We start from the raw sequence: 17316 nt of genomic DNA on the forward strand, positions 1-17316 counted from the left end.
CAGTGGTCCGCGCCGACCTGGCGGTGCTATGGGTTTGACACCACATATCCCTGTGATAGTGGTTACATGTAACCGTATAATGCGGTTAATGAGGTTATGTTCCATGGGCGATGCATACACCGAATGGATGCCGGATCACTTCATAGGCGGGCATCCCGCTTTGGACCTGTCGAACGCCGTGTTCGACCGGCGGGCGCCGGCAGCAGACAATGAACTCTTCAAATCCGTCCGGGATGTTGCGAACTGGTTCAGCGCCTCAGGGCTTGCCGACGATCGCCAGGCGCAGGCAGTCGCCGAGATAGCGGATGGACGGTTCGTGGAAGGGGTCCGCGAAATGCGGGAGGCGTCATTTCAGATTTTCGAGCCAATCGCCGCGGGCAAACCGTCTGCGGTCGAACCGCTTGGCCTGTTGTTCTCGCGCACGGCAAGCTCGCTTGCTGCCGGCTCCATCGAGCTGGATCGCACCAGGCCGAAGCTTGCCCTTGCCCGGTGGCGGGACCCGGACGCCGTCACCGCCTTGCTGGCCATGCTGTCCATCGCCGCGTTCTTCACCCTGCCGCGCGACAGGCTGCATTCCTGCCCTCGCTGTGGCTGGCTTTTCCTCGATACGTCGCGAGGCGGCAAGCGGCGCTGGTGCAGCATGCGCACCTGCGGTAACCGCGAGAAGGTCTCGCGCCACCGAGGTCATGCCCATGCCTAGACCGGGGTTAGCCACGTCGCTTGCTGCGGGCAGGGCGGATGCCGGCGCGTCACTCCGGAAGACCGGCCTTGCGAAAACCATCGACGAAATGCTCGAGCGTAGCGGCGTCGCGGAATGGCTCGGTCGTCGCCCAGTGATGGGTTGTGAAATGCGGGTTGCCGACGAGGAACAGCTCGGCCTCCGAGCGCGCTTCTTCGAGCCGGCCGAGTTGCGCCAGGCTGGCGGCCAGGAAACGGCGTGAGCTTGTGCGATAGGTCTCGTCACGGCGCAACGTCTCGATAGCGGCTTGGTAGTCGCGCGCCGCATATTGCGCCTGGCCGAGCGTCAGATAGTACCAGCTCGCCGGAAACGGGTTCAGCCGGAACGCCTTGCCGATGTGCTCGAGGCCTTCTTCGACCCGTCCAGCCAGGACCGCGATGTCGGACAATGCCGCCCAGGTGTCGGCCTCGTTCGGGTCGAGCTCGATCGCCTTGGCGAATTCCGCATCCGCTTCAGTGAAACTGCGCTCATAGGCAAGCAGATAAGCCAGGATCCAGCGACAGCCGGCATCGTTGGGATCGATCGCCACGGCCTTGCGCGCCAGCTCCAGGGCAACGCTGCGGGCAGCCTCGGTTGGTCCGCCCCAATGCACCCGTCCCATCCAGTGGTTCATGGCAAGCCAGCGATAGGGCTCGGCGTAATCAGGATCGAGCGACACCGCGCGCGTCAGCATCAGATGCGCTTCCTGCGCCATCTGCGGCGAGTCGTCGATCAGCTTGCGCGCCCGCACGCAGAGGTCATAGGCCTCCAGATTTCGCGGCCGATTGCGCGGCGGCGGCGCGCGCAGCCGGCCAAGCAGCGCTTCCACGATCTTGGCCGTCACCTCGTCCTGAACGGCAAAGATATCGTCCAGGCCGCGATCGAAGCGTTCCGCCCACAGATGATCGCCGCTCATCGCGTCGACCAGCTGTGCGTTGATGCGCACGCGCCCCGCGGCGCGTCTTGCGCTGCCTTCCAGCAGGTAGCGCACGCCAAGATCCCCGGCGATCTCGCGCACGTCCATCGCTTTTCCCTTGTAGGCAAAGGTCGAGTTGCGGGCGATGACGAACAGGCCGGAGATCCTGGACAGGTCGGTGATGAGGTCTTCGGTCAATCCGTCCACGAAGGAATCCTGCTCGGGATCGTTGCTGAAATTGACGAAGGGCAGCACGGCTATCGATGGTTTGTCGGGCAGCGGCAAGGGTTTTCGCTTGGCCTCGCCGAGCTGTTCGACGGCCCCCGTGAAACGGTAGCCGACGCGCGGAACGGTGGATATCCATTCGCCGTTCTCGCCGACAGGACCAAGCAGCTTGCGCAACTGCGCGATCTGGACGGTGAGATTGCCTTCCTCCACGGCCGTGCCCGGCCATGCGGCGTCCATCAACTCGGCCTTCCCCAAGATTTCACCGGGCCGCCCGACGAGTGCTGCAAGCAGGCTCAGCCCGCGATAGCCAACGGCAACGGGGACGTCGTTCCGAAGCAGCGTTCCCGCACCCGGATCAAGCACGAACGGACCAAAGGCAAAACGCGATCCCTGCATAGGCGCATCTATAGAGCAATTCCAGGAAAAGTGTGAAGCGGTTTTCTGTTCGGAATTGCGTCAAAACAAAGGGTTAGAGTAGTTTTCCGGTTTCGTGAGCCGGTGAACTGCTCTAGCTCGTTTGGAAGTTTTGAGAACTATTTGGGAGGGCTTAATTACGGCTCCGTCCGTATCGCGCAGAATTCAACCTCATCGAGAGCCCCAGGCCCTCAAACCATATGGAGGTTGCCATGACCAATACACTTGCATCAGCCCAGCGTTGTGCAGCGCGAGCGGGAACGCCCGTGCGGCCGGCATCGCGCCGGCTCCTGAAGACCCTGCGAAGCATCATAGCGAGTTGGCACGATCGGACCTGGCGCGAACGGATACGCTTTCGCTGGCAACTCAGGCAGATGTCGAAGGACAATCCGCATCTGATCGACGATATCGGCCTGACGATACAGCAGGTCGAGGGAGAGATCGCCAAGCCCTTCTGGGAACGATAGAGCGAATGCCGCAATTGCGTCGGGCGTCAGCGCACCGCCTCGCGATGGGCGCCCAAACCGAGGTCGCTTTGGGCGACATGCATCAGAGCGCATCCATATGTACGCCATTGGCAATCTGAGTGCAGCCGGGCAGGCCGAATTGCTCGGCCCACAGACATAGTGAACCTGCTGCTGCGTTGAGCGCCGCGCCGCGTTCTGTCAGCGAATAGACTACCTTCGCTGGAACCACGGAAAAGACCTTGCGGTCGACAAGGCCGTCCGCCTCCAGTTCTCGCAATTGTTGAGCCAGCATCTTTTCACTGATGCCAGAGAGCGCCTGTTTCAATCGACCAAATCTGCGCGACGCCGTTCCGAGTTCGCAAAGGATATCTACTTTCCACTTTCCTTCGACCATCCTGACGGCCGCTGCAAAGCCATTGTCCGCGGAATTGTTCATCGCGCGTTCCTTACCTTCTGGTGACCACTTACGCCCGGGTGCGTATCGCGCGCCGCTCGTTTTGACATACCTCTCAAGACGATCACAGCAAAACGCGGTCTGACGCCGCCAATTGATATGGAGTGTGGAATGAAGCTTTCAATCACGGTTGTTGGAACGGGCCGTATGGGCTCGGCGCTCGCCGGCAGCCTGCTTCAGTCGGGATATCCGACGACTGTCTGGAACAGAACCAGACAGAAGACCGATCCACTCGCCAGGCTGGGCGCAATCGTCGCGTCCTCCGTGGAGGAAGCCGTGAACGCAGGCGAGATCATCATTGTGAATGTCAGCGACTATGAGGCGACAAAAGCGCTTCTCCACAGTGACGCCATCGCCTCAGCCATTCACGGCAAGCTGATCGTGGAGTTGACTTCCGGGACGCCAAATGGCGCACGGGAAGCCGCTGATTGGTATAGGGAGCACGGCGCAAGCTACCTTGATGGCGCGATCATGGCGACGCCGGATTATATCGGCACGGACGCCGGAACCATCCTGCTTGCCGGGCCAAGGGCGGCTTTCGACACGAACCGCGATGTGTTTCGCGCTTTGGGTGGCAATGTTCAGCATGTTGGCGAAGAACCAGGGCGTGCGAACGGGCTCGATAGCGCACTACTGGCTATCATGTGGGGCGCTCTGTTCGGGACGCTCCATGCGATCGCCGTGTCGCAGGCCGAAGAGATCGAACTCGGTGAACTGGCGCGGCAGTGGTCCGCGACGGCGCCGGTCATTGACGGCCTGGTGACCGACCTCATCAAGCGGACGAGCGCTGGCCGATTTGCCAGCGATAACGAAACGCTCTCGTCGATCTCGGCGCACCACGGCGCAATGCAGCATCTATTGGAGTTGATGCAGTTCCGCGAAATCGACCGTTCAATAGTCGATGGTTATGATGCGATATTCAAACGGGCCATAGCGGCGGGCCACTTGCACGATGATTTCGCCGCGCTCTCGAATTTTCTGGCGACAGGGAAGTAGCATGCCTTTGACGCATCTCATCGATAAGTATTGTGCATCGTGGTCCACCGAAAACGCCGAGAAGCGGCGGGCGTCGCTGTTATCGATCTTGAGCGATGGCGCGACGTATACCGATCCAACCGTTCACGCCGTTGGTGCCGAAGAACTTCTAGCCCACATTGCAGGAATTCAGAGCGAGTATCCGGGTGCATGCATTCTGCGGACCAGCAACGTCGATGTTCATCACGGCGTCGCGCGCTTCGCGTGGAAGTTTGTGATGCCTGACGGTTCGTCTTTACCCGAGGGCCTGGACATCGCTTTTCTGGATGAGGAGCAGAAACGGATAACGCGCATCATTGGCTTCTTCGGTTTGTTGAAACCAGCTCGATCTCTGGCAGAGGGCGGCGTCAGCTAACCGGTCAAGAGCTGACATTCGAACATGTCAGCGCACCGCCTCGCGTTGGGCGCCGGGCAGGCGGGTGGCGATCAGCTTGTCGATGCGGCGGCCGTCGAGATCGACCACCTCGAAGCGCCAGCCCTGCGCGTCGACGCATTCGCCAGTCGCCGGCAGATGATGCATGTGCGACAGCACATAACCGGCGACGGTTTCGTAATCGCGGTTTTCCGGCAGGTCGATGCCGAGAATGTCGGCCATCTCGTCGGCCTGCATGTAGCCGGCGAGCAGCCACGAGCCGTCCTCGCGCTTGACCGCGTTTTCCTCATCGCCGGCGTCGGTGTCGGCGCGGAACACGCCGGTGATGGCTTCCAGAATGTCGGCCGGGGTGACGATGCCTTCGAAATGGCCGTATTCGTCATGCACCAGCGCCATCGGCACGTCGGATTCCTTCAGCTTCTGCAGCACATCCAGCGCGTCGGCCTGGTCGTAGACGATGGGGGCTGCGCGCACATGCCTGCGCGGGTCGAGAACGCGGCCGGCAAGCAGTGCGGCCAGCACGTCACGCGTCTGGACGACGCCGACCATGACGTCGACGCCGCCGTCGCCTGCCGGCAGGCGCGAATGCTGGGTTTCCATGAGCAGCTTGCGGATGGCCGCCTCGTCGGATTGCAGATTGATCCAGTCGACTTCGGTGCGCGGCGTCATCACCGCGCGCACGGCGCGGTCGCCAAGCCGCATGACGCCGGCGATCATGCGCCGCTCGTCGGATTCGATGGTGCCGTGATGCTCGGCCTCGGCGACCAGCATCTTGATCTCCTCATCGGTGACCTTCTCCTCGCTTTCGCCGCGCTGGCCGAGCAGCCACAGGATGGTGCGGCCGGAGAAATCGAGCAGGAAGACCAGCGGCGCCGAGACGGTGGCGAGGATGGTCATTGCCGGAGCGACCCTGGCGGCGACCCGCTCGGGGTCACGCAACGCGATCTGCTTTGGCACCAGTTCGCCGACGATCAGCGAGAAATAGGTGATGATGGCGACGACGATGCCGACGCCGAGCGGATCGGCGACGGTCTCGCGGATGCCGGTCGAGGCCAGGAACTGCGCCAGCCGTTCGCCGAGCGTGGCGCCGGAAAAGGCGCCGGAGAGGACGCCGACCAGGGTGATGCCGATCTGCACCGAGGACAGGAACTTGCCGGGATTGGAACCCAACTCGAGCGCGCGGCCGGCGCCATTGATGCCGCGGTCGATCATCGCTTTCAGGCGGGCCGGTCGCGACGAGACGATGGCAAGTTCGGACATCGACAGAAGGCCGTTCACACAGATGAGGACGACCACGATAGCGATTTCTACGTATAACATGAGCGGTCAATAGCATTGCGGCGCGGTCTTCGAAAATAGTCCGACGTGATTTTTGAGAAATGACCGGCATTTCGGTCACGCGGCATCCTAGGGCGGCGTCGAAAAATGTTCGACGAGGGCGTCGACGACAACCCGTACCTTTGGCGTGAGCGCGCGCGTTACCGGCCAGACGGCATGCACGACGATGTTCTCGACCAGGCAGTCCGACAGCACCATTTCGAGATCGCCGCTTTTGAGGCTGTCGGCGGCCAGCCATGTCGGCAGGAAGGCGATGCCGCAGCCGGCGAGCGCTGCATCCAGCATCGGTTCGCCATGACCGAGAACGAGTCGCGCCTTGGGCATGAAGGTTGCGAGATGGCCGTCGGAATGCCTGATCACCCAGGGCCGGACGATGCCCTCGCGACCGTAGCCAATGACGCTGTGATCGGCGAGATCCGCGACCGATTGCGGCCGGCCATGCCTGTCGAGATAGTCGGGAGCCGCGCATATGGCCGAGCGCTGGGCGTAGAGGCGCCTGGCCGCAAGCGACAGGCTGTCGTCGAGTTCGCCCATGCGGATCGCCAGGTCGATGCCCTCCTCGATCAGGTCGACGCGGCGGTCATTGAAGGAGACTTCCACCGTCAGGTCCGGAAATTTCCTCGAAATCTCGAACAGCACGGGCGCGACGCAGCGTCGGCCGAAGGCCAGCGGCACGTCGATCCGAAGCCGGCCAGACGGGACCTGACGGCGCGAGGCAAGCAACGACTGTGCGGCTTCGATCTCGGCAAGGGCCCGGACGCAGGCTTCATAATAGCTGACGCCTTCGCTGGTCGGGCTGAGGCTGCGGGTGGTGCGGTTCAGCAAGCGGACGCCGAGTCTCTGCTCCAGCTGCGCGATCGATTTGCCGATCGCCGACTTCGTCACATGCAGCCGCTCGCCGGCGCTGGTGAAGCTGCCGGCCTCCACCGCCTGAACAAACGCGACGATGCCTTGCAGGTCGGCCGTTTCCATGGCGATTTCCTATTGTCAACTTTTAATCCGCAATCAGTGTCAAATTATACCGCACGGAAGCACTATTTTCTATAGTCGAAAGGCATAAATGTCTCGCTTGGCATCAACGCACGGAGCGCGACACGACATGAGCACCCCAATCAACAGATCCTGGCAGATGAGCGGTTTTGGCCTATCGAGGCTAAGCCAGGTGGAAGGCAAGGTGCCCGAGCCAGGGCCGCACGATTTGCTGGTGCGGACCAAGGCCGTGTCGCTCAACTACAAGGACAAGATGATCGTAGACGGCGTGCTGATCCCCGACCTTGCCTTTCCCTTCGTGCCGACATCCGACGCGGTGGGTGAAGTGGTGGCCGTCGGCAGTGCGGTCAGCCGCTTTCAGGTCGGCCAGCGCGTGCTCGGCCAGGTGATCGCCGATTGGCCGGATGGCGACGCACCGCCGGTGCTGCATAAGCATACGCTGGGGTCGTCGCTGTCGGGCATGCTTTCCGACCATGTCATCTTCGGCGAGGACGCCGCGGTGCTGGCGCCGCCATCGCTCGGCGATATCGAGGCCGCGACATTGCCGATCGCGGCGCTGACGGCCTGGTTCGCCATGGCCGAAGCGACCAGACCGGTGCCGGGCCAGACCATTCTGATCCAGGGCACCGGCGGCGTGTCGCTGTTTGCGCTGCAGTTCGCCACCGCGTTCGGCCTGCGCGCCATCGTCACCTCAAGCAGCGATGAAAAGCTTGAGCGGGCGAGAAAGCTCGGCGCCTGGCAAGGGATCAACTACCGCACGCAACCGGCCTGGGATGAGGCCGTGCGTGAGCTGACGAATGGGCTGGGCGTCAACCACGTGCTGGAAATGGTCGGCGGCGATAATGCACGGCGATCGCTGAATGCGCTCGCCGCCGACGGTCGGCTGTCGATCATCGGCCTGTTGGGCGCGATGGAGCTCAGCTTCCCTATCATGCCCTTCATGCGCAACCGCATCACCGTGCAGGGCCTGTCGGTTGGCCATCGCCGCGCCTTCGAACGTATGAATCAGGCGATCGAGGCGCTGGCGATCAAGCCGGTCATCGACAAGCTCTTTGGCTTCGACGAGGTGCCGCAAGCCTTGCAGCATCTGGAGAAAGGGCCGTTCGGCAAGATCGTGATCACCACGAACTGACTTTTGCGATGGTCAGGGCAACTGCTTCAACACGCCGACAATTGCCTCGCCATCCGTGAAATAGGGATCGCCGCCGCCATTGCGTCCCGTACTGGTGGCGCCGACGCCCGATATATCGCTGGTCGAGATCAGCGTGCCGGCGGTGGCCAGGTCGCGCATCAGGAAATCGCGCTCGGCGTCGATGTCGGGGCCGATATGGTGGGTGACGGCGCCGGTGTCGTGGCTGAGGCCGACGCCGCGATCGAAGCTGGCCGAGCCCAGCCACAGCGGCCGGCCATCGTCGCCGCTTGCATCGGTCTGCCAGAAGCGGACATGATGCCGGCGGTCGGCGCTGAGGCCCTCCGGCTTTTCGAAGGCGAGATCCTGGGCGCGGCCATCGAACAGCAGCCTGCTGACCGGCGCATCGGGGTAGGGGTGGTCGAACAGCACGCTTTCACCGATCTCGATCGCGGTCTTCAGGGTCACGGCGTCGGCGGTGTCCCAGCCGGCGACGGCGAAGGCATGGACTACTTCCTTTCGCGTGCCGACAAGGCCGACATTGATGGGATCGCCCGGAATGCCTTGCGGCGTGTGCGTCACCATCTCGAAGCTGTGCTTGCGAAAGCCGCGATCGTGAAACGTCCAGAATTCCGGTGCGGCGAAATAGGCGAGCGCCAGATAGGCGGCCAGCAAGGTCGCCACCCAGATTGCAACGCGTCGCCGAAAACTTCGCTGGCTCATGAACGCCGCCCGATCCGTGCGGTATCTGTTGCCTGACGGACCCTGGAAATCAATGGCCAGCAGCGCGCCGCCGGTCTATCGTGGGCCATCGTTTCCTCGCGGGGGCAGCAATGGAGCGGAAGCTGGCAGGCCGCAAGCCAATGGCGTTGACCGCCGAGCTTGTCGCGCAAGTTGAGCGTGTCGAGCCTGATCCCGGGCCAGAGCCCGGAACCAGCGAGCACACCGATGCGGAGTTCGATGGCCTGGTGGAGCAACTGCTTTCGCAGTATCGGCCCGACACGCTTTGGGTCTTCGCCTATGGGTCGTTGATCTGGAATCCCGAATTCGCCCATGTCGAGCAGCGTCCCGCAACGGCGACGGGATGGCACCGCTCGTTCTGCCTGAAGCTGACGCGCTGGCGCGGAACACGCGAATTGCCGGCCTTGATGCTGGCCCTCGACCGTGGTGGCAGTTGCAACGGGATCGTCTACCGATTGCCCGCGGAAGACCATTTCGGGCAACTCGGCCAGTTGATGCGCCGCGAGATCGATGCCAACCCGCCAACCAACGTGCCATGCTGGATCAAGGTCAAGACCAGGGACGGGCCGCTGCGTGCCTTGGCTTTCGTCGCCGCGCCGTACGGCAGCGCCTATGCCGGCCGGTTGCCGTTGGAGCAGGTTGCCGACACTCTGGCACGGGCTGCCGGTCATTGGGGCTCTTCGGCGCAGTATTTGTTCAGGACCGTGAGCAAGCTTGAAGAGAGCGGCATCCGCGACCGGAATCTCTGGCGCATCCAGGATCTGGTCGCACGGCAAATCGCCGCTTCAACCGGTGGCGCCGATTAGGCTGATCTCTCCCTAACGGCAGGCGCGATAACCGTTCTTGCGGTTCTTGATGTCGAAATGGAAATGGTTGCGGTGGTCGTAATTGTAGCCGGGGCCGAGCACGGTGGTGAAATACTGGCAGCCGTCGGCGCGCACATTGTTGAGGAAGCCGCGGGTGCGGAAAGCGAACAGGCCGGGCTTACGCACGTCGATGTCGTCGCCATTGTTGAGTTCGATGCTCATGACGTCGAGCGCATTTCCCTTGCCATGCTCGGACAGGACACCTTCGCCGGCAATCCTGCGGCAAGAATAGCTGGAGCCCTGGTGGATGGTCTTGACGCCGGAGAAATAGCGCCAGCGGGCGGAGGGGACGAGCTCGTTCTTCGTCCAGCCGGCAAAGGTGGCGGCCATGTCGCAGGTCAGGGTCGCGGCGGGTTTCATCTGGATGTTGCCGATGGCCGAAACCTTGACCGGATAATCGATGCCGCACTGGCCTTCATGGATCGGCGCCAGGTCGGTGTAGGCGACATCGAGACGCTTCAATTGCTGCCGGCAGTCGGTTTCGCTGGCCGGCATCTGCTCGACGGGCGACATCGGCTCGTCCATGCGCGGATAAGCGGCCTGCGTCATGTATGGATTGGAAGGGACAAGCTTCTGCATGCCGGCATATTGCGGCACGGCAGCCGTCTGCGCGCCGACGTCGACGGCTGGCTGCAGCGACAGCACACTGCCGGTGTTGCAGGCGGAAAGCGCCGCGAGCGCCAGGCCGGCGGTCAGCATTGCTGCATATTTTGTCTGGCGCGCGGTGGCGAAAAACACGGCCCGAAATTTGCCGGCCATTGGCGGAATCCCGTTGATGGATATCCGGCATTTTAACGATCAAGGGTAAAGGAAAACTCAGCGCCCGCGTTCATGCCTGCGGCCGAATTGCGGCACGCGGATCATCGGCGAGGGCAATTCATCTTCGACAAGGCCGCCTACTAATTCTATAATAATTGCGGTTGGAGGGGTAAATGTCGATCTGGCGTGCGATAAAACGGTTCTTCACCGCCCGGGATCTGCGTGAAGTTTATGTAACTTTACGCAGGAGTCCCTATTCGTTTGCCTTTCTTCTGAAGCTGGACAGGGACCAGCAGAAATATGTTGTGGTTCAATTCCGGCATAAAAGTTTCGTCCAAGAGACTTGCAGCATGAGTATCGAAGATTTTGATGATTTTACACGTGGTGTTTTGATCATGAGGGCCGAGATCGACAAGCCGCTTCCGCCGAGCGCTGTGCAATAGATTTAGCCTAACTCCCTGAGTGCTTTCGGCTATTGGCAAAACGTCCCGCCATGCCGTCTCGGTTCGAGATCGAGATGGAAATGCAGGGAGTGATCGGCATCGGCGCCCGGACCGAGCACTGTCTTGAAGGGACCACAGGCCGCCTTGCGCACGGCGTCGAGGAATTTGGCGTCCTTCTCGGGCGGCGCCGGGCCGACCTCGATCTTCTTGCCGTCTGATAGCGTGAAGCTGGCGATGTCGAGCGCGTTGCCGAACGCGTGTTCCGACAGTTTTCGGGTGCCGTTGCGTGGCCGGCAGACAAAGGCCGATGCCTGGCCGATCGATTTCAGGTCCTCACCGAATTCGGCTTTCGCCGCCGGCTGGATGACATCGGCGGCAAAACGCGCGGTCGCCTCGGCCATTTTGCAATTGAGCTCGGTTCCGGGGCCGATGGCGACGGACTTTCCAAGGTCCTTCAGCACGATGGGATAGGGGATCGAACAGCCGATTTCGGGCTGGCTTTCCGCCTTGTGTTCTTCGAATTCGACGCCGAGCGTCTTCAGCCGTTCGCGGCATGCGACTTCCTCGGCTGGCATTTTTTCATCGGGCAGATCGGCCGAGCGCGGATCGGGCAGCATCTTCTCGTCGTCTGCATCGGCCGGCTTTTGCGGCGGCTGCGGGCCAACGTTGGGCGGCTGAGCCTCGGGCTCCGCGATGTCGGGTTTTGGTGTCGGCGTTGGCGCGACCGCGGGCGGCTCCGGTTCGCTTTTCGTATCGGTTGAGGGTTGGGGAACCGGCTCGGGAAGTGCCTGCTTTTCCTGGCGGGATTTTTCTTCAGGGTTACGGTCGGGCGCGCCGGCGGTGTTCGGACCTTTCTTCTGCTCCCCGGTCTTTGCAGCGTCGGCCTTTGGAGTGTCCGTCGGGCGTGGCTCGGGCACCGGAATATTGGGCCCGGGCACCGGAACATCGGTAGGCAAGGGCAGCGGCGGCAGCGTTTTCTGCTGCGCCTGCTTCGGCGTCACCGACCGGTGTCTTCGTGGTTTCAGGTGCTTTCCGCCTCGCTGTTTGAGGCGCTGTTCGGCTCGTGGAGTCAACGGCTGCTCTATCCTCGGCGTCAACGGCTGGTGATGCCGATGGCGATGTCTCGCCTCGGCCGGCATCATCAGCAAGGCCGTGACGGCCATGACGAACAAGATCCTGAACGTTCGGGAAAAGATAAGCGACCCCATCGCCGTCAACGGCGCCGACGCAAGGTGGTTGCCTCGGCCGCATCACGAACGGTAACCGCTCCGTTACGCACCGATCGCTTCCAGCCCTTCCTCCAGCCAGTCGGCGAGCAGCGGCATGCCAAGCAGGTATTTTGCGGTGCGCTTGTTGGCGCGTTCGCGCGCGGCCGCCAGCGCGTCCGCCCATTCGGTGGCGTCGTAGTCGCCGCGACCGACCCAGGCGAGCGCGATCAGTTCGGCTGCTTCATCGACATTGAGGTCGTTGATCAGTTCGCGCAGCTCTTCTTCGGTCAGATTCTCGGAGCTTTCCTCGGCAAGGCCGTCATGGTGATGGTTGACATGGGACTCGCCGTCGAGCTCGACCTCATGCTCGGCGCCATCGGCATAGTCTTCATTGACGGCCGCACTCAGCGCCTTGGCCTTGAGGATGAACAGGCGCACAGTGTCGGGGCCGATCGAAAGCTCCCAGTCCTTTTCAAGCCGCCGCTGCAAGGGCCGTCTCCCTCAGGTCGTTTGCCGGATGATAGCGGATTTGCGGCATCCGTCACCTGATGTTCTCCGCACGCAATTTTCCGGGATGAAACGCAAGCCGACCGGCGTTAGTGTTGCATTCTCACCCTCCAGGAGGCTTCGATGCATAAAAGAGTGCTGATCCAGGTGGCGACTGCCCTTGTCGCGCTGCAGTTCCTTGCCGTTCCGGTGTTCGCCGCCGGCGGTGACAGTGGCGGCAGCGATCAGACGGTCACCCAATGCAAGAAGGGCGAAGTCTGGGACAAGAAGAAGAAAAAGTGCGTCGCACCCCAGGAGGGCATGCTCGACGACGACAGCATCTATGATGCTGGCCACGCGTTGGCGATGGCCGGGCGCTATGACGAGGCGATCGCCGTGCTCAGCCTTGCCGCCAACAAGCAGGATCCGCGCATCCTCAACTATCTCGGCTATTCGCACCGCCATTCCGGCCGCGTCACCGTCGGCCTCGGCTATTACGAGGAAGCGCTGCGCATCGATCCGAACTACACGCTGGTGCGCGAATATCTCGGCGAAGCGCATCTGCAGATCGGCGATCTGGCCGGCGCCCGGCAACAGCTGATGGAAATCGAGAAGCGGACCGGCAAGGGTTCGCGCGAATATGGCATGCTGGCCGAGCAGATCGACCATTTCATGAGAAGCTGAAAAGATCCCAGGGCTCTTCCAAGCGGCCGCGAGCGATCGCGGCCGCTTTTTGTTGCCCCCAGCCTCATTCACCGCCCTGGCTGATGAAAACGGGGATGATTTTAGCAAAACCGATTTTTGGGCGTGAAAAACCCGCTGACATTGCTATATTCAGGGAAATTGCGGTGAAACGGTTCCGTTAGCCCGAGGCTGCCGGACCCGTTTTCTTTTTGTACCCATCGACAAGGCTTTCCCCGAAACGCGGGGGTGGCAGCAGGAAAGGTCAGGCATCATGAACAAGGTCCCGATGACAGGCGAGGGGTTCGCGTCATTGAAGGAAGAACTGCGCTGGCGCCAGCAGGAAGAGCGGCCGCGCATCATCGAGGCGATCTCCGAAGCGCGCTCGCATGGCGACCTGTCCGAAAATGCCGAATATCATGCCGCCAAGGAGGCGCAGAGCCTCAACGAGGGCCGCGTCAACGAGCTTGAAGATTATATCGCGCGGGCCGAAGTGATCGACGTCAGCAAGCTCAGCGGCGACAAGATCAAGTTCGGCGCCACCGTGGTGCTGGTCGACGAGGACACCGAGGAAAAGAAGACTTACCGGATCGTCGGCGACCAGGAGGCGGACGTGAAGTCCGGCCGCATCTCGATCTCCTCGCCGATCGCGCGTGCGCTCATCGGCAAGGAAGTCGGCGACGCCATCGAAGTCAATGCGCCTGGCGGTGCCAGGGGATATGAGATCGTCCAGGTGCAGTTCATCTAGGGGATTTGAGGGGGCGCGGCTGCGATTTTTAAGCTGAGGTTTGCGCCGCCCCTCATCGCCCTGCCGGGCATTTCTCCCCGTATAGTGACGGGGAGAAAGATGCTCTCATCGACGATTTCGCCAATTTTCAACGTAGCAGAATAGACGCTGGCCTTGCGTTCAGCTCTCTTCTCCCCGTCGTTATACGGGGAGAAGGTGCCGGCAGGCGGATGAGGGGCAGCGCCAGCCTTTCCGATTGACTTCAATTCTTGCCAGCGTTGGCCTTACCAAGGACCTGGAGTCCCGCCAGCCTTTCTGCCTCCGCCACCACCTCCACCGGCATCACACGCTTCCCGGGCGCGGCCAAAAGCGTCGACGCATATTGCCCGCGCGGACCCGTCAACCCGGGCTCGGTCGCCAGGAACACCGCAACCGTTGGCAGGCCGAAGGCGCTGGCGAGATGGGTCAGCCCGGTGTCGGCGCCGATGACCAGTTCCGAGCGGCCGATGAACGCAGCGATGTCGGCCAGCGGTGACTTTGGCACCACAACTGTCGATGGCACTGCCTTGGCAATGGCTTCGGCCACGGCCTTCTCGCGCTCGTTCGACCAGGTCGTGACCGGCGTTATCCCCCGCTCAATCAGGAGGCGCGCGGTTTCAATCCAGTCTTCGGCCGGCCATTTCTTGTCTTCGCGGCTGGTGCCGTGCAGCAGGAAGGCGGTTTTTCCGGCGATGCCCGCCAGAGTGCCGACGGGCGGCACGATGCCGGAGTCCAGGGTCGAAAGATCGGGCTGATAGCCGAGCGCCAGCCCGAACAGCCGCCGTATCCGTTCGATGGCGTGCAGGTCGCGCGGCACGGGATAAGTGGCATCGTAGAACAGCGTCGCAGAAGGTTCGCGCGCGCTCGAACGGTCGAAGCCGGCAATGGGGGAGCCCGCCTGTCTTGCAACCAGAGCCGATTTCAGGAGGCCTTGCGCATCGACGACGAGGTCGTAGCGGCAATCTCGCAAGGTGCGGCGCAGGGCGGCCGCCTCGCGCCAGGTGCCGCCATCGAGCAGCGCCTTGCGCCAGCGCCGGATCGCCACCGTGTGGATACTGTCGATCGCCGGGTGAAGCGCGGCGATACCGGCAAATGCCTCTTCGACGCACCAGTCGAAGGACAGGTCCGGGCGGTGGCAACGGGCATCCTCGACGGCCGGAAAGGTGTGAATGACATCGCCCATCGACGACGTCTTGACGATCAGCACCTTCATGCCGCTGCCGGGATGTCCAGCAGCCGGTCCGCCGCTGCCGCGACTTGGCCGACTTCCAGCGTCTTCAGGCAGTTGAGGTGGCCGAGCGGGCAGACCTTCTGGTGGCATGGCGAGCACGACAGGCCAAGCCAGACCAACTCGCGGCGTTCCCCCAGCGGCGGCGTGTTCTCGGGCGAGGTCGAGCCATAGACGGCGACGATCGGCGTGCCGACGGCGGCCGCGACATGCATCAGCCCGCTGTCGTTGGACACGGCCAGCCTTGCGGCTGATATCAGATCGATGGCGTCCTCCAGCCGCGTCTGTCCGGCGAGATCGACGACGCCGGGGGCCAGGGCCGCGATCTCCGCCGTCACGTCGCGGTCGTTCTTCGAGCCAAACAGAGCAACCTTCAAGCCTTTGCCCATGAAATCGCGGGCAAGCCCGGCATAGCTTTCGCTGGGCCAGCGCTTGGCCGGGCCGAATTCGGCGCCTGGCATCAGGGCCACGAATTTCTGCGGCGCCAAGCCGAAACGGCCGAGCAGGTCGACCTGGTTTTTCGTGTCCACGCTAAGCCGTGGCGCCCGGAAACTACCGCCCTGGGCAAGGCCGAAATAGGCCTGCGCGGTGCGTCGTTTGATGCTGTCGGGCAATGGCACGATGTCGGTCAACAGGCCATAGCGCATCTCGCGCAAATTGCCGACACGGCGCGGAATACGGGCAAAGAACGGGATCAGCGCCGACTTCCAGCTGCCCGGCAGGATATAGGCCATGTCGTAGCGGCCGCGCAGCAGGCGGCCGAAGCGGCGGCGATGGGTGAATTCGAGCGCGCCGGGTTTGAGCGGAAAGTCGATCTGCTGGCGGATCTCGGGCATGCGCTTGACCAGCGGCGCGGCCCAGGCCGGCGCCAGCACATCGATAGCGGCGTTGGGATGCAACTCCTTCAGCGCCGAAAACAGGCACTGCGCCATCACCATGTCGCCCACCCAGCGTGGGCCGATCACGAGGATCGTTGGGCTTTCAGCCATTCGACATAGTCTCTGACACCGGTTTCCACTGTCCGGAATTGGCCGTTATAACCGGCCGCGCGCAAACGGGACATATCAGCTTGCGTAAAGCTCTGGTAGCTGCCCTTGAGATGGTCGGGAAAGGGGATGAATTCAATCTCCCCTTTCCCCAACGTGTCGATCACCGTTTCGGCTATGGCGCGGAAGGGCTGGGCACGGCCGGTGCCGCAATTGAAGATGCCGCTTGAGCCCCGTTTCCACAGCCACAGATTGACGTCGGCGACATCGCCGACATGGATGAAGTCACGGCTTTGTTCGCCGGGTCCGAACCCGTCATAGGCGCCGAACAGTTTCGGGTTCTCGCCTCGCTCGACCTGGTTGAACAGATGGAAGGCGACGGAGGCCATGGCGCCCTTGTGCGCCTCGCGCGGGCCATAGACGTTGAAGTAGCGCAAGCCCACGACCTGTGAATGGTCGGTATCGAAGGCGGTGCGCCCGGCGAACACGGTTCGCCTGACGTAGTCGTCGAACAGCTTCTTGGAATAGGCGTACACGTTGAGCGGCCGCTCGAGCGCGGGATCCTCGCGAAACTCCGAGCCGCTGCCATAGACGGAAGCCGAGGAGGCATAAAGGAAAGGCACGCGCAACGCCTGGCTTGCATGCAGCAGCCGTTTCGAGAAGGCGTAATTCACCTCCATCATGAATTTGCCGTTCCATTCGGTGGTGGTCGAGCAGGCGCCCTGGTGGAACACGGCCTCGATGCGGCCGAGCGAGCCGGCCTCCATGCGGTCCAGGAAATCGTTCTTGTCGAGATAGTCGGCGATCTTGAGATCGGCAAGATTGGCGATCTTGTGACCGTCGGTAAGGTCGTCGACGACCAGGATGTCGTCATGCCCTTCGGCATTCAGCGCGGCGACGATGTTGGAGCCGATCATGCCGGCGCCGCCCGTGACGATGATCATGAAGGGCCTCTGGTTGCTTGCGATTCCGGTCCTTATAGGGGAGGCTAGGCGGGCTGTCGACAAAGCCAGGCGCATGCGCCTGTCCTGCCACTTTTATGCGCTTGTCTGTTTTGTCTGTTTTGTCTATTATGGACAAAACAGGGTGT

General features: G+C 62.3%; 20 protein-coding genes. 9 read left to right on the forward strand and 11 right to left on the reverse strand.

Features of this window, described 5'->3' with window-relative positions; genetic code table 11:
- The first annotated feature begins 160 nt into the window (after positions 1–160).
- Positions 161–700: a CGNR zinc finger domain-containing protein gene (locus tag NP945_RS22145; protein WP_256747513.1), complete on the forward strand. Its 540-nt coding sequence runs from the start codon at positions 161–163 to the stop codon at positions 698–700.
- Between the two features lie 49 nt (positions 701–749).
- On the opposite strand, the gene NP945_RS22150 is transcribed toward NP945_RS22145, so the two are convergent.
- Positions 750–2258, reverse strand: a complete 1509-nt coding sequence (locus tag NP945_RS22150) for a winged helix-turn-helix domain-containing tetratricopeptide repeat protein (protein WP_256747514.1) — start codon at positions 2256–2258, stop codon at positions 750–752.
- A 230-nt stretch (positions 2259–2488) separates the two neighbouring features.
- Between NP945_RS22150 and NP945_RS22155 the strand changes: the two genes are divergently transcribed.
- Complete coding sequence (locus NP945_RS22155; RefSeq protein WP_127270483.1) at positions 2489–2743, forward strand: DUF1127 domain-containing protein; 255 nt, start codon at positions 2489–2491, stop codon at positions 2741–2743.
- Positions 2744–2825: 82 nt separating this feature from the next.
- Here the strand turns inward: NP945_RS22155 and NP945_RS22160 are convergent, their stop codons facing one another.
- Positions 2826–3179: a helix-turn-helix domain-containing protein gene (locus NP945_RS22160; RefSeq protein ID WP_128309195.1), complete on the reverse strand. Its 354-nt coding sequence runs from the start codon at positions 3177–3179 to the stop codon at positions 2826–2828.
- A 129-nt stretch (positions 3180–3308) separates the two neighbouring features.
- On the opposite strand from NP945_RS22160, the gene NP945_RS22165 reads away from it, so the two are divergent.
- Together NP945_RS22165 and NP945_RS22170 are read left to right on the forward strand one after the other, a co-directional pair.
- The gene (locus NP945_RS22165) at positions 3309–4193 is read left to right on the forward strand and encodes an NAD(P)-dependent oxidoreductase (RefSeq protein WP_256747515.1); all 885 of its coding nucleotides are present in this window, start codon (positions 3309–3311) and stop codon (positions 4191–4193) included.
- A gap of 1 nt (position 4194) precedes the next feature.
- Positions 4195–4587: a hypothetical protein gene (locus NP945_RS22170; protein WP_256747516.1), complete on the forward strand. Its 393-nt coding sequence runs from the start codon at positions 4195–4197 to the stop codon at positions 4585–4587.
- A gap of 27 nt (positions 4588–4614) precedes the next feature.
- Here NP945_RS22170 and NP945_RS22175 read toward each other — a convergent pair whose 3' ends face one another.
- Together NP945_RS22175 and NP945_RS22180 are read right to left on the reverse strand one after the other, a co-directional pair.
- Entirely contained in the window at positions 4615–5925 is a 1311-nt protein-coding gene (locus NP945_RS22175) for a hemolysin family protein (protein ID WP_127272177.1), read from the reverse strand.
- Between the two features lie 87 nt (positions 5926–6012).
- The gene (locus tag NP945_RS22180; RefSeq protein WP_256747517.1) at positions 6013–6915 is read right to left on the reverse strand and encodes a LysR family transcriptional regulator; all 903 of its coding nucleotides are present in this window, start codon (positions 6913–6915) and stop codon (positions 6013–6015) included.
- Between the two features lie 127 nt (positions 6916–7042).
- On the opposite strand from NP945_RS22180, the gene NP945_RS22185 reads away from it, so the two are divergent.
- A complete protein-coding gene (locus NP945_RS22185; protein ID WP_127326834.1) occupies positions 7043–8065 on the forward strand; it encodes an NAD(P)-dependent alcohol dehydrogenase in 1023 nt (340 codons plus the stop codon).
- A 12-nt stretch (positions 8066–8077) separates the two neighbouring features.
- Here the strand turns inward: NP945_RS22185 and NP945_RS22190 are convergent, their stop codons facing one another.
- Positions 8078–8785 (reverse strand): LssY C-terminal domain-containing protein, encoded by a 708-nt coding sequence (locus tag NP945_RS22190; RefSeq protein ID WP_127273164.1) that lies wholly within the window; start codon positions 8783–8785, stop codon positions 8078–8080.
- Between the two features lie 110 nt (positions 8786–8895).
- Between NP945_RS22190 and NP945_RS22195 the strand changes: the two genes are divergently transcribed.
- Entirely contained in the window at positions 8896–9609 is a 714-nt protein-coding gene (locus tag NP945_RS22195) for a gamma-glutamylcyclotransferase (protein WP_256747518.1), read from the forward strand.
- Between the two features lie 12 nt (positions 9610–9621).
- Here the strand turns inward: NP945_RS22195 and NP945_RS22200 are convergent, their stop codons facing one another.
- Entirely contained in the window at positions 9622–10428 is an 807-nt protein-coding gene (locus NP945_RS22200) for an extensin family protein (protein ID WP_127270418.1), read from the reverse strand.
- A 173-nt stretch (positions 10429–10601) separates the two neighbouring features.
- Between NP945_RS22200 and NP945_RS22205 the strand changes: the two genes are divergently transcribed.
- The gene (locus tag NP945_RS22205; protein WP_256747519.1) at positions 10602–10871 is read left to right on the forward strand and encodes a hypothetical protein; all 270 of its coding nucleotides are present in this window, start codon (positions 10602–10604) and stop codon (positions 10869–10871) included.
- Between the two features lie 29 nt (positions 10872–10900).
- Here NP945_RS22205 and NP945_RS22210 read toward each other — a convergent pair whose 3' ends face one another.
- Entirely contained in the window at positions 10901–11872 is a 972-nt protein-coding gene (locus NP945_RS22210) for an extensin family protein (protein ID WP_372337986.1), read from the reverse strand.
- Between the two features lie 270 nt (positions 11873–12142).
- Positions 12143–12568: a DUF3775 domain-containing protein gene (locus NP945_RS22215; protein WP_013530064.1), complete on the reverse strand. Its 426-nt coding sequence runs from the start codon at positions 12566–12568 to the stop codon at positions 12143–12145.
- Positions 12569–12709: 141 nt separating this feature from the next.
- Between NP945_RS22215 and NP945_RS22220 the strand changes: the two genes are divergently transcribed.
- Together NP945_RS22220 and greA are read left to right on the forward strand one after the other, a co-directional pair.
- Positions 12710–13249, forward strand: coding sequence for a tetratricopeptide repeat protein (locus tag NP945_RS22220; protein ID WP_127270421.1), 540 nt, complete (start codon positions 12710–12712; stop codon positions 13247–13249).
- 271 nt (positions 13250–13520) lie between these two features.
- Positions 13521–13994 (forward strand): transcription elongation factor GreA, encoded by a 474-nt coding sequence (gene greA / locus NP945_RS22225; protein ID WP_013530066.1) that lies wholly within the window; start codon positions 13521–13523, stop codon positions 13992–13994.
- Positions 13995–14235: 241 nt separating this feature from the next.
- Here greA and waaC read toward each other — a convergent pair whose 3' ends face one another.
- The 3 genes from waaC to rfaD are packed head-to-tail and all read right to left on the reverse strand — an operon-like array spanning position 14236 to position 17170.
- On the reverse strand, positions 14236–15225 hold the full coding sequence (gene waaC, locus NP945_RS22230; RefSeq protein ID WP_256747521.1) for a lipopolysaccharide heptosyltransferase I: 990 nt from the start codon (positions 15223–15225) through the stop codon (positions 14236–14238).
- Positions 15222–16229, reverse strand: coding sequence for a lipopolysaccharide heptosyltransferase II (gene waaF, locus NP945_RS22235; RefSeq protein WP_256747522.1), 1008 nt, complete (start codon positions 16227–16229; stop codon positions 15222–15224). Before waaF ends, waaC begins: the two co-directional genes overlap by 4 nt.
- Positions 16202–17170 (reverse strand): ADP-glyceromanno-heptose 6-epimerase, encoded by a 969-nt coding sequence (gene rfaD, locus NP945_RS22240; RefSeq protein ID WP_128309789.1) that lies wholly within the window; start codon positions 17168–17170, stop codon positions 16202–16204. Before rfaD ends, waaF begins: the two co-directional genes overlap by 28 nt.
- Positions 17171–17316 lie beyond the last annotated feature (146 nt).

The sequence above is a fragment of the Mesorhizobium sp. LMG17149 genome, assembly GCF_024518695.1.
Taxonomy (GTDB): domain Bacteria; phylum Pseudomonadota; class Alphaproteobacteria; order Rhizobiales; family Rhizobiaceae; genus Mesorhizobium.